General features: G+C 64.1%; 13 protein-coding genes. 1 reads left to right on the top strand and 12 read right to left on the bottom strand.

Going from position 1 to position 11095, the window contains the following annotated elements; translation table 11 throughout:
* Window positions 1-3 precede the first annotated feature (3 nt).
* The 6 genes from ACKAMS_RS00315 to ACKAMS_RS00340 form a co-directional block, all read right to left on the bottom strand.
* On the bottom strand, window positions 4-1341 hold the full coding sequence (locus tag ACKAMS_RS00315) for a dihydroorotase (RefSeq protein ID WP_007728012.1): 1338 nt from the start codon (window positions 1339-1341) through the stop codon (window positions 4-6).
* Window positions 1338-2282: an aspartate carbamoyltransferase catalytic subunit gene (locus ACKAMS_RS00320; protein WP_211916727.1), complete on the bottom strand. Its 945-nt coding sequence runs from the start codon at window positions 2280-2282 to the stop codon at window positions 1338-1340. The genes ACKAMS_RS00315 and ACKAMS_RS00320 overlap by 4 nt, the downstream gene beginning before the upstream one ends.
* Window positions 2279-2920, bottom strand: coding sequence for a bifunctional pyr operon transcriptional regulator/uracil phosphoribosyltransferase PyrR (pyrR, locus tag ACKAMS_RS00325; protein WP_042951846.1), 642 nt, complete (start codon window positions 2918-2920; stop codon window positions 2279-2281). The genes ACKAMS_RS00320 and pyrR overlap by 4 nt, the downstream gene beginning before the upstream one ends.
* Window positions 2921-3093: 173 nt before the next feature.
* Window positions 3094-3591, bottom strand: a complete 498-nt coding sequence (gene nusB, locus ACKAMS_RS00330; protein ID WP_007728014.1) for a transcription antitermination factor NusB — start codon at window positions 3589-3591, stop codon at window positions 3094-3096.
* Window positions 3592-4155, bottom strand: coding sequence for an elongation factor P (efp, locus tag ACKAMS_RS00335; RefSeq protein WP_003944958.1), 564 nt, complete (start codon window positions 4153-4155; stop codon window positions 3592-3594).
* A gap of 34 nt (window positions 4156-4189) precedes the next feature.
* Window positions 4190-5284, bottom strand: a complete 1095-nt coding sequence (locus ACKAMS_RS00340; RefSeq protein WP_020907697.1) for a Xaa-Pro peptidase family protein — start codon at window positions 5282-5284, stop codon at window positions 4190-4192.
* 111 nt (window positions 5285-5395) lie between these two features.
* On the opposite strand from ACKAMS_RS00340, the gene ACKAMS_RS00345 reads away from it, so the two are divergent.
* The gene (locus ACKAMS_RS00345; protein WP_019748369.1) at window positions 5396-6004 is read left to right on the top strand and encodes a B-4DMT family transporter; all 609 of its coding nucleotides are present in this window, start codon (window positions 5396-5398) and stop codon (window positions 6002-6004) included.
* Between the two features lie 87 nt (window positions 6005-6091).
* Here ACKAMS_RS00345 and aroQ read toward each other — a convergent pair whose 3' ends face one another.
* The 6 genes from aroQ to ACKAMS_RS00375 form a co-directional block, all read right to left on the bottom strand.
* Complete coding sequence (gene aroQ, locus ACKAMS_RS00350) at window positions 6092-6520, bottom strand: type II 3-dehydroquinate dehydratase (protein WP_003944916.1); 429 nt, start codon at window positions 6518-6520, stop codon at window positions 6092-6094.
* Window positions 6517-7626 (bottom strand): 3-dehydroquinate synthase, encoded by a 1110-nt coding sequence (aroB, locus tag ACKAMS_RS00355; RefSeq protein ID WP_020907694.1) that lies wholly within the window; start codon window positions 7624-7626, stop codon window positions 6517-6519. The genes aroQ and aroB overlap by 4 nt, the downstream gene beginning before the upstream one ends.
* 25 nt (window positions 7627-7651) lie before the next feature.
* Window positions 7652-8161, bottom strand: a complete 510-nt coding sequence (locus ACKAMS_RS00360) for a shikimate kinase (protein ID WP_020907693.1) — start codon at window positions 8159-8161, stop codon at window positions 7652-7654.
* Window positions 8162-8174: 13 nt separating this feature from the next.
* Window positions 8175-9362: a chorismate synthase gene (gene aroC / locus ACKAMS_RS00365; protein ID WP_003944974.1), complete on the bottom strand. Its 1188-nt coding sequence runs from the start codon at window positions 9360-9362 to the stop codon at window positions 8175-8177.
* Between the two features lie 111 nt (window positions 9363-9473).
* Window positions 9474-10172 (bottom strand): S1 family peptidase, encoded by a 699-nt coding sequence (locus ACKAMS_RS00370; RefSeq protein WP_141487308.1) that lies wholly within the window; start codon window positions 10170-10172, stop codon window positions 9474-9476.
* A 225-nt stretch (window positions 10173-10397) separates the two neighbouring features.
* Window positions 10398-11036 carry a prepilin peptidase gene (locus ACKAMS_RS00375; protein ID WP_408988475.1) on the bottom strand — a complete coding sequence of 213 codons (639 nt, stop codon included), beginning with the start codon at window positions 11034-11036 and terminating at the stop codon, window positions 10398-10400.
* Window positions 11037-11095 lie beyond the last annotated feature (59 nt).

Here is an 11095-nt window from a genome sequence, read left to right on the forward strand (position 1 = left end):
GCGCTACTCCTCGCTACTCCGCAGCCGCACATTCCCGTCGTGTGCGGTGATGCGGCCACGTAACAGTGTGGTCGTGACCCGTGCGGGCAATGTCATCGACTCGTACGGAGTGTTATGCGCGACACTCGCCAGGTCTGGGCCGTGGACCGTCCACTCGGCCGACGGATCGACCAATGTCAGGTTGGCGGGCTCCCCCACCTCGATGGGACGGCCTTGATCGTCGAGTCCGACGATCGCCGCTGGGCGCTCGCTCATGACCCGGGCAACACCGCGCCAGTCCAACAGGCCGGGCTGGACCATCGTCTGCACGATGATCGAGAGCGCGGTCTCGAGGCCGAGCATTCCGGGGCGGGCGGCCGCGAATTCGCAGCACTTGTCCTGCTCGGCGTGCGGAGCGTGATCGGTGGCCACGCAGTCGATGATGCCCTCGGCCAGACCCTTGCGCAGGGCAGCAACATCGCTGGCCTCACGAAGTGGCGGGTTGACCTTGTTGATGGCGTCGTACGTCTCGAGACGTGAATCATCGAGGAGCAGGTGATGCGGGGTGACCTCGGCGGTGATCGAAATCCCTTGGCTGCGAGCCCACTTCACGAGTTCGACGGTTCCGGCGGTGGATGCGTGGCAGATGTGAACGCGGGCGCCGGCGTCACGCGCGAGCAGTGCGTCACGGGCCACGATCGATTCTTCGGCTGCTCGCGGCCAACCGGCCAGGCCGAGACGCGCGGCCGTGGGGCCCTCGTGGGCGACCGCACCGACCGTCAAACGCGGTTCTTCCGCGTGCTGCGCGATCAGGACGCCCAGTGAGCTGGAGTATTCGAGCGCGCGACGCATGATCAGTGGGTCGTAGACGCAGTGACCGTCGTCGGAGAACATCTTGACCTTGCCGACGCCTGCGGCCATGGTCGCCATCTCGGCGAGCTGCTTGCCCTCCAGGCCTGCGGTGACTGCGCCGACGGGGTGGACGTCGACGAGGCCGACTTCCTGTCCGCGTCGCCAGACGTGATCGGTGATGACCACCGAATCGGCGACGGGGCTCGTGTTCGCCATCGCGAAGACCGCGGTGTATCCACCCAGAGCGGCCGCCGAGCTTCCGGTTTCGATGGTCTCGGTGTCTTCGCGACCAGGCTCACGTAGATGGGTGTGCAGGTCCACGAAGCCGGGAAGGAGGATCTGCCCGCCGGCATCGATCACCTCGGATGCCGTGGCCGGATCGAGGTCCACGCCGATCTCGAGGATCGTGCCGTCGCCGACGAGTACGTCGGTGGGCTCACCTTCTCCGTAGATCAGGACTCCGCGGAGCAGGACACTCACGGGTGATTCTCCGTTCTCGTTTCTGGTCACAGCGCACCGTCCTCCGACCCGACCAGCAGTCGGAACAAGACAGCCATGCGCATGTGTACGCCGTTGGTAACCTGTTGCAGTACAGCAGTTTTCGAGGAATCGGCGACGGCGGATGAGATCTCCATGCCGCGCAGCATCGGACCGGGGTGCAAGACCACCGCGTGGTCGGCCAGCATCGCCAGTCGCTTCTCGGACAGGCCGTAGTTGATCGAGTACTCGCGCTGCGAAGGGAAGAAGCCGCCGTTCATGCGTTCGGCCTGAACCCGCAGCATCAGCACCGCGTCGAGTCCGGGCAGTTCGGCGTCGAGCGAATGCGAGACCGAGACCGGCCACGTGTGCGCGCCGACCGGCAGCAGTGTCGGAGGCGCCACCAAGACGACCTCCGCGCCGAGCATCGAGAGCAGCAGCGCGTTGGAGCGGGCCACACGGCTGTGCAGAATGTCGCCGACGATCGCGATCCGCTTGCCCTCGATGTCGCCGAGGCGCTGGCGAAGGGTCAAAGCGTCGAGAAGCGCCTGAGTTGGATGCTCATGCGTGCCGTCACCTGCGTTGATGACTGCCGGGCCACCGTCGTCGGCCGCTCCGGTCCACTTGGCGATCTGATGGGCGGCACCCGAAGCCGGATGCCGCACGATGAGGGCGTCAGCACCGGCCGCGCGCAGGGTCATCGCGGTATCGCGCAGGGATTCGCCCTTGGACACCGAGGAACTCGATGCGCTGACGTTGATGACGTCCGCGCTCATCCACTTACCGGCCACCTCGAAGGACACCCGGGTGCGCGTCGAGTTCTCGAAGAACACCGTCATGACCGTGCGTCCGCGCAGCGTCGGGAGTTTGCGTACTTCGCGGCCCAGCAGCGCCTGCTCGAAGCGTTCTGCCTCGTCGAGAAGTTCTACCGCGGACTCACGATCGAGGTCCGCGATGGAAAGAAGGTGCTTCACGCGCTCTTACCTCCGGAGATGACTACCGCTTCCCTGCCGTCGTGTTCCTGGAAGAGAACCTTGACGTCTTCTGACCTCGCGGTCGGGACGTTCTTGCCGACGTAGTCGGCGCGCAGCGGCAGTTCGCGATGACCGCGATCGACCAGCACTGCGAGTTGGACGGCCCGGGGGCGACCGAGATCGCGCAACGCATCGAGGGCGGAGCGCACGGTGCGACCGGAGAAGAGGACATCGTCCACCAGGACGACCAGAGCATTGTCGACGCCACCTTCGGGGACGGACGTGCGCTCGAGCGGGCGATGCGGCTTGGTGCGGAGATCATCACGATAGAGCGTGATGTCGAGAGATCCGATGGGAAGACGCACACCGGAGAATTCTTCGATCTTGGCGCGCAGTCGCGTGGCGAGGGTGGTTCCGCGCGTCGGGATGCCGATCAGGACCACACGAGGGGCTGTTCCCTCGGGTCCGTCGAGTGCGGTTTTCTCGATGATCTCGTGAGCGATCCGCGCGATGGTCCGGCCCACATCCTGGGCGGACAACAATTCACGGGTCTCACTACTTGCCTCGGCACCAGCGGATGCCTTGGCGCTGCCTGGACCTGCAAGATCGGATGGGCGAGACCCTTCGGGCACGCTCATACAGCGACCTCCTTCTCCGCCTCACTGGACGGATCGTTAAAGGATGTCTGACGGTCCCCACCCTATCAGCCGACAGACCTGATCCCGCCGTGCGAGCAGCGACTCCGACCGGTTGTGTGCAGACACACAACGCGCACGGTGACACTCGCACGGCGGTGGTGGAACAGAACTTGCTACTCGGTACCCGAATCCGATTCCTGCGCGCGCTGCGAGGTCGCAGCTGCAGCCGATCGAACCTGCGGCGCAACGAGAACGACCTGACCGAGGATTCCGTTGACGAATCCCGGAGAGTCGTCCGTCGAGAGCTGCTTCGCGAGTTCGACGGCCTCGTCCACGGCGACAACCGGCGGAACGTCCGTCGCATGGAAGAGCTCCCACACGGCGATACGCAGAATCGCACGGTCGACGGCGGGCAGACGCTCGAGCGTCCAATCCTGCAGATGCGAGGAGATGACCTGATCGATCCGGTCCAGATTCTCCGCAACGCCGGACACCAACGTGACGGTGTAGGCCGCGACGGGTGCTACCGCGTCGTCCTTGACGGACAGATCGGAACGCTCCGATGCGAGCGCGACCGGATCGAGGTCACGTGCCTCGGCTTCGAAGAGGAAGTCGACGGCACGCTTGCGCGCCTTGTGGCGTGCACCGAGTTTCTTATGTGTGCCGGACACTCAGGAATTCACACGCCCGAGGTAGTTGCCGTCACGGGAATCGACCTTGAGCTTGTCACCGGTGTTGATGAAGAGCGGCACGTTGATCTCGGCACCGGTCTCGAGGGTGGCAGGCTTGGTGCCGCCGGTGGAGCGGTCGCCCTGCAGGCCCGGATCGGTGTGCTTGACGACGAGCTCGACCGTGACCGGAAGCTCGACGAAGAGGGGAACGTCTTCGTGGGTCGCGACCTGGACGGCCATGTTCTCGAGCAGGAAACGCGACTGGTCGCCGACGGTGGATTCACTGATCGACACCTGGTCGTAGGTGTCGCCGTCCATGAAGATGTAGTCGCTGCCGTCGTGGTACAGGTAGGTCATGTCACGACGGTCGACCGTGGCGGTCTCGACCTTCACACCGGCGTTGAACGTCTTGTCCACTACCTTGCCCGAGAGCACGTTCTTGAGCTTGGTGCGCACGAAGGCAGGGCCCTTGCCGGGCTTGACATGCTGGAACTCGATGATCGTCCACAGCTGGCCTTCGATCTGCAGAACCAGACCATTCTTGAAATCACTGGTGGAAGCCACTTGCTTCGCGTCTCCTAGGGGTCGGGAAACCGTCTCAGACGACGGTAAGGTCTTTTGCGGTCAGTGTGAGCAGCTCTGGCCCCTGCTCACGAACAACGAGCGTGTCCTCGATCCGTACACCTCCGCGCCCGGAGAAGTACACGCCCGGCTCGACGGTCACCGCCGCGCCGGAAAGAAGTGTACCGGTGCCGAGCTTGCCGATTCCCGGTGCTTCGTGGATTTCGAGGCCGACACCGTGGCCGAGGCCGTGCAGGAACAACTCGCCGTAGCCTGCATCGTCGATCACCGAACGGGCGGCGGCGTCCACGGCCGCACATTCGACACCCGGAGCGAGGGCATCGCAACCGGCAGCTTGTGACCGCGCGACGAGTTCGTAAATCTCCCGTTGCCAATCGGAAACGGACTCGAGCACGTACGTCCGGGTCATGTCCGAGTGGTACCCACCGACCTGTGCGCCGAAGTCGAGTTTCACGAAGTCACCCGACGCCAGGATCGCGTCGGTCGGTCGGTGATGCGGAATCGCCGAGTTGACGCCTGCCGCCACGATCGTCTCGAAGGAAATACCGTCTGCGCCGTTGTCGAGCATCAGGTTTTCCAGTTCACGACCGACCTCTCGTTCGGTTCGGCCAGGTCGCAGACCGCCGCGAGCGATCAACTGCGCCAACGCGACATCGGCTGAAGTGCATGCGGCGCGCAACAACTCCACCTCGTGCTCGTCCTTGACCATGCGCAACTGTTCGACGAGTCCACTCACCGGTTCGAACCGGATCTTCGGCGCTGCCTCGGTCCATGCGCGATGTTCGGCGAACGTCGCGACGTGTGACTCGAACGCGAGAACGGGCATCGTCGACTTCTCGATCAAGTGCGCAGCACTCGAACGGGCGATTTCAGCGCGCAGGTCCGGAACCTGCTCCGCCACCTGCGTCACGTAACGACCGTCGGTGCAGATCACCGTCGCGCGTTCGTCGGACGCCGAATCGGACGCACTGACGACGAGCGCAGCATTGGAACCGGTGAAACCGGTGAGGTACCTGATATTGAGGAGATCTGTGACGAGAATCGCGTCGAGTTCGCGCTCCGCGAGGAGGCGTCTGAGGGATTCACGGCGTGTTCTGAAGTCGACCGGCATCCCTCGAACCTACCGCCCTCGCAGACCTGCCGATCAACTCGAAACTCACGGTTACAGCAATAAGTGTGGGTTAGGCCACAAGGTGTAATGGGTTCTAGTTAGGCTGTACCCATGAATGCGTGGTTGGTACGTGGCCTCGGCATGGCCCTGATACATGTTGTGTTTCGTGCATTGCTCGGTGCAGCAATCGCACAGTGGCCGCTTCAGGGGTCCACCCTGCGCTGGCTGTCCCTGTTGATCGTCATCGTCTTCGCCGCGATCTGGGGTGGTATCGACGGCATTCGCGACCGCCGAAACTTCCCGGAACCCGAGGACGGCGCCGATCTGACCATGCTGTGGCTCAAAGCTGCTTTGGTCGGCGGATTCGTCGCCGGCGCTGCCAGCTGGGCACTCAGCCTGGTCCCCTCCCTCGAACTCACTCAGCAGGGCTTGTTCTTCGAGGTGACCTCCGGTGCGGCGTTCACGATCCTTCTCATCTTCGTCCCCGCCATGATCGCCATCACCGTCGGACGTTTCTTCGTCAGTCGTGAACAGCGCAAGAACGGAACCGCTCCGCAGACCCCGTCCCACGAGCGTCACCACGAACCGGTGCCCGTCAGCGAGGGCTACGACTCCCCCACCGAGCAGCACGCATACAGCGGAGCCGCCATGTCCGTCGAGGAATCCGACGCCGATACCGCGGTCTTCCCAGCGATCGATCTGGGCAAGCGCGAGCAGTAACGCCCGCCGTCCACACACACAAATGCGGCCCCGAGGAAATTTTCCTCGGGGCCGCATTTGTGTGGTCGGCTTTTCGACTTCCCTCGTTCAGCCTCGCTCGGCGAGGAACCTGATCGCCAGCGGATACGCGGCGACGCCGAGTCCGACGATCACGCCGGTCGCAATCGGACTCAGGTAGGAATGGTGCCGAAACTCTTCTCGCGCATGAACGTTCGAGATGTGCACCTCGACGAGACCTGCGGTCAGTTCGGCGCATGCATCTCGCAGGACCACCGACGTGTGCGTCAAGCCGCCGGCATTGAGGATCACCGGTTCCCCCGCGTCCGCCGCGTCGTGGATCCAACCGAGCAGATCGCCTTCGTGATCGCTCTGACGGACGATCACCTCGACGCCGAGCTCCTTACCTGCCGCGACGCACAATTCGATCAGATCGTCGTGTGTGGTCGCGCCGTAGACCTCGGGCTGACGCTTACCCAGACGCCCCAGATTGGGTCCGTTGACGACGTTGATCCTCACAGCAGGACCGTTCCGCCGGCCGGCCTGGGATCACGGGCGATCGCGGAGTACGCCGCGACCAGCAGGCTCGGATCCGGCCCTTCGAGGCGGCCCGGCTTGGCGAGGCCGTCGAGGACCACGAAACGGAGCAGCCCGGCACGGTTCTTCTTGTCGGTCTGCATTCCCTTCATCAGATCGCCGAACGCATCACCGTCGTACGACGTCGGCAGCCCGACGAGATCGAGGATCGACTTGTGACGATCGGCGGTGGCGTCGTCGAGTCGGCCCGCGAGCCGTCCGAGTTCGGCAGCGAAGACCAGGCCGACGGAGACAGCGGCACCGTGGCGCCACTTGTAGCGCTCACGACGTTCGATCGCGTGGCCGAGGGTGTGGCCGTAGTTGAGGATTTCGCGCAGATCCGACTCGCGCAGATCCGCGGCCACGACCTTGGCCTTGACCTCGACGGAGCGCCGAATCAGCTCCGGCAGAACAGTTCCCGACGGATCGAGAGCAGCCTTGGGATCGGCTTCGATGAGGTCCAGGATCACCGGGTCGGCGATGAATCCGGTCTTGATGACCTCGGCCATGCCTGCAACGATCTCGTTGTGCGGCACAGTCTCGAGCGTCGCGAGATCGATGAACACCGCTCCCGGCTCGTGGAACGAACCGACGAGGTTCTTGCCCGCTTCGGTGTTGATACCGGTCTTGCCGCCCACTGCTGCGTCGACCATCGCGAGCAAAGTGGTGGGGACGTGAACAACCTTGACACCACGCATCCACGTAGCCGCGACGAAGCCGGTGAGGTCGGTCGCCGCTCCCCCGCCCAAGCTCATGATCGCGTCGCTGCGAGTCAGGCCGATCCGGCCGAGCACGTCCCAGCAGAAGCCCGCGACGGCAAGATCCTTACCGTCCTCGGCGTCGGGGATTTCGATGCGGTGAGCGTCGATCCCCTTCTCCGCCAACGCAGCCCGTACAGCCTCCGCGGTCTCTGCCAGCGGCGGCTGATGGAAGATCGCGACAGTGCGCGCGCCGTCGAACTCGGCAACAAGGTCACCGAGCAGGCCGCGGCCGATCACGACCGGGTAGGGACTTGCGGTCTTCACCTCTACACGTACGGGTTCGGTCACTGCTCCACTACTCCGCTCCGGTTGTTCATTTGTCTTGAAGTTTCGACACCAATTGCCCGACGACACGCGCCGGGCTTCGGCCGTCGGTCCGAATCCGAATCGTGGCCGAACGCCGGTACAGCGGACGACGACGCCTCATCAGCTCCTGGTACTTGACCTTGGGATCTCCGCCGGCCAGCAGCGGACGATGATTGTTCGCCCCCGTGCGGCGAAGCCCTTCGGCGACACTGATCTCCAGGTAGATGACCGTGTGACCCTGGAGCAGTTCGCGCGTGCGATCGGACAGGATCGCACCACCGCCGAGCGAGACGATTCCGTCGGTGGCCTGCAACGCGTCGCGAACCACCGATTCCTCGATCTCACGAAACCGAGGCTCTCCGTCATGGGTGAAGATCTCCGGGATCGTTCTACCCGTGGTCCGTTCGATCTCGGCGTCGGTATCGACCAATTCGAGTTCGAGTGCCTGCGCGAGACGTCGACCGATGGTCGATTTGCCGGCACCGGGCGGACCGATGAGTACAGCCTTCGGCTTCATCGATACGTGAGTCCTATCGAGGCGGTCGGGCTGCGATGCCCTCGGCGTAACGACGGTAGTTGGCAGTGGTTTCAGCAATGGAATCACCACCGAACTTTTCGAGTGCGGCCTGAGCCACGACAAGCGCAACCATCGATTCGGCGACGACGCCGGCGGCCGGAACCGCGCACACATCGCTGCGCTGGTGGATGGCAACCGCTTCCTCGCCGCTCTCCATGTCGACCGTCGCCAGAGCGCGCGGAACCGTCGAGATCGGCTTCATCGCGGCGCGAACTCGAAGGGCCTCACCATTGGTCATGCCACCTTCGATACCGCCTGCGCGGTTGGTGGAGCGCACGATGCCGTCCGGGCCCGGGCGGATTTCGTCGTGAGCTTCGCTGCCACGACGACGCGCGGTCTCGAAGCCGTCACCAACCTCGACACCCTTGATGGCCTGAATTCCCATGAGAGCTGCGGCAAGTCGTGAATCGAGACGCTCGGCGCCACTGACGAAAGTGCCGAGTCCGACCGGCAGGCCGTGGATGACGACCTCGACGACGCCACCGAGGGTGTCGCCGTCCTTCTTGGCCGATTCGATCTCGGCGATCATCGACTCTTCTGCAGCCTTGTCGAATGCGCGGACCGGGCTCGCGTCGATCGCGTCCAGGTCCTTGCCCTCCGGCACGGGCCCGACGTAAGGCTCGGAAGCACCGATGGAAATGACGTGTGAAACGACCTCGGCACCGAATACCTGACGCAGGAACGACCGTGCGACTGTTCCGGCGGCTACACGGGCTGCGGTCTCGCGAGCGCTGGCGCGCTCGAGGACGGGACGCGCGTCGTTGAAGCCGTACTTGAGCATGCCGCTGTAATCGGCGTGACCGGGACGCGGGCGCGTCAACGGGGCATTGCGAGCCTGATCGGCGAGCAGGTCCGGGTCGACCGGGTCGGCGGACATGATGGTTTCCCACTTGGGCCACTCGGTGTTGCCGATTTCGATGGCCACGGGGCCACCGAGCGTAAATCCGTGGCGGACACCACCGATAATGGTGACCTTGTCGGCCTCGAACTTCATCCGCGCGCCTCGGCCGTAACCGAGTCGACGACGGGCAAGTTCGGACGAGATGGCCTCAGAGGTCACTTCGACCCCCGCGACCATGCCCTCGAGCATCGCGACGAGGGCGGGACCATGGGATTCTCCGGCAGTTATCCAACGCAGCACGCCGACCATCTTTCCACGTCGCGGACCTCAGTTGTCACAGTGGCCCTCCCGGTGAACACAGATGGCCCACACGCACGATGCGTGTGGGCCATCTCAGCAGTACCTGTGGGTCTAGAGAAGGCGGAATCCTCCACCGTTGGCGTTGATGTCAGCCAAACCGATGTTGATGTCCGCCGAGTTGTCGGGAGCGTGGAACGGCGGCGGAAGCGGCTCGAAGCAGTACGGCGGGAAGCCGTTGCTGATCAAGCCCACCAGGCGATCGCCGACGACGAGTGGTCCACCGGAGTCTCCGGGAATCGAGCACGTGTGCTCGACAATTTCACCGTAGACGGAGTCGTAGCCCCAGGTGATACCGCACGTGTTGCCGGTCGATCGGCCTTCCTTGCACACGATCGTGCCCGGTGCAGGCGGAGCGCCGATTCCGTTGATCGTCGTGCCGCCGACGGTACGTAGCGGGGCTACCTTCGCGTCGTCGAGATCGATCACCGCGATATCCGAGACCGGACTCGAGTAGGAGAACCGACCGATGGGGCCGGCTTCGGGCAGGTATTCGGCGAACACCCGGTCCCCGACAACTCCGCAGTGTCCGGCGGTGAGTGCCACGAGCGAGCCGGCGTTGTCGTATCCGACCGCGGTCAATGTGCAGGCAGCAACTTGCTCCGGATCGGAATGATCCACGTCCGGCAGCAGGATTCCTGAGCCCCCGCCCAGTGCCACCGACGAAGGTGCAGGCGCGGCGCCGGCGACGCCCGCCCCTGCAGCCACAGCCGCCAAGCAGGCTGCCGCAGCGACGAAAAGCCTTGTGCGCATAGGTTCCCCCGATAATCGAGTGCGAAACGAGATTCGTTTTGTCCCATTTCCGAAGCCTCAGTCAACGTCAGGGAGTGGACATTCGGCAAGTCCGACTCGCCGCATGCTGGGACTGCGCGCCTGCGATACCCGCCTTTATGAAACCGACGGTTACGTCTTTCCTGCAGATCACGGTCCGTCGTTGAATAGTCAATAACGCAAGGTTTTCCGCGGATGTTGCACTCGTCACGTCAACCAGGCAAACGCCATCGAACCGCAGGCTGCCAGGCACATCGAGGGACCGTGCGCGATGGGCGAATTGTGGGCTACCGGCCCCGACTGTCGCCGGCCCAGTTTTCGCAGTTCGATCACGACACCCAGGGTTGCGGTGAGCACCGATGCAGACACCAACGACCACAGCCAGGCGTCAGCGCCCACCAATCCGGTCAGAGCGCCCAACGGAAGAGAGAGCTTCACATCGCCGAGACCCATGGAACCAGGCGACATCACGTGCGCCAGGAGGTGGATTCCGGCGAGCAGTGCCGATCCCACCGCAGCAACCCACACCGTTCCCGACGCCGCCGCGTAGACCATCACGACGGCGTAGCCCGGCAGCGTGAAACTGTTGGGCAGCCGGCGCACAGCCAGGTCGACAGTCGAGATTGCGACGCACCACCACACCACGGCAAGACCTGAGATCAGTTGCACCACCGAGGTATTCAGTGCGCCGACGGCAACCCAACCTGTGGCGACAGCGCACTGCGGCGCACAACAGCGAGTCACGGCTGGTCGATAACCGTGTCGCCGCAACCAACTGTCGACGATCGCCCGAGCACCGGCACCAGCGACTACCCCAGCGCCTGCCAAGACCACCAACGTCCACATGGTTTCGAGCTTGGTGTCTGGCGTTCACCAGCGGCACACTACGAATCGTCTTGTGGACT

The sequence above is a fragment of the Rhodococcus sp. 5A-K4 genome (assembly GCF_046097995.1).
Classification (GTDB): domain Bacteria; phylum Actinomycetota; class Actinomycetes; order Mycobacteriales; family Mycobacteriaceae; genus Rhodococcus_F; species Rhodococcus_F erythropolis.